This is a genomic window from Mesorhizobium sp. M1A.T.Ca.IN.004.03.1.1 (assembly GCF_003997555.1).
In the GTDB taxonomy this organism is placed as follows: domain Bacteria; phylum Pseudomonadota; class Alphaproteobacteria; order Rhizobiales; family Rhizobiaceae; genus Mesorhizobium.
In genome coordinates, this window is the sequence record NZ_RZTV01000318.1 from 1 (window position 1) to 272 (window position 272).

Below are 272 nucleotides of genomic sequence, written 5' to 3' on the forward strand. Positions count from 1 at the left end.
TTTGCCTCGACCGTATCGACGATATAGCTGGCGCCTTCGAGCAATGCCTTCAGCCGGGCCGCATCCTCGCCGTTGCCGATCGCCCGCGGCTGCAGCCGCTTGCCATGCGCCGAAACCTGCCTTGCCTCAAATTCGTCGCCGCGCGGCGTCTTCAGCAGCGCCGAGATATTCCAGTACTCTTCCGAAATGAAGCGCTCGATTTCGGATTCGCGATCGCAAACCAGACGAAGCGCGACCGACTGGACGCGGCCGGCCGAACGCGCGCCCGGCAG

Annotated in this window: 1 protein-coding gene; it reads right to left on the reverse strand. The window is 64.3% G+C overall.

Annotated features, from left to right (window positions below; translation table 11 throughout):
• On the reverse strand, positions 1-272 hold a 272-nt coding region (locus EOD29_RS31815), incomplete at both ends, for a DNA topoisomerase (RefSeq protein ID WP_245475501.1).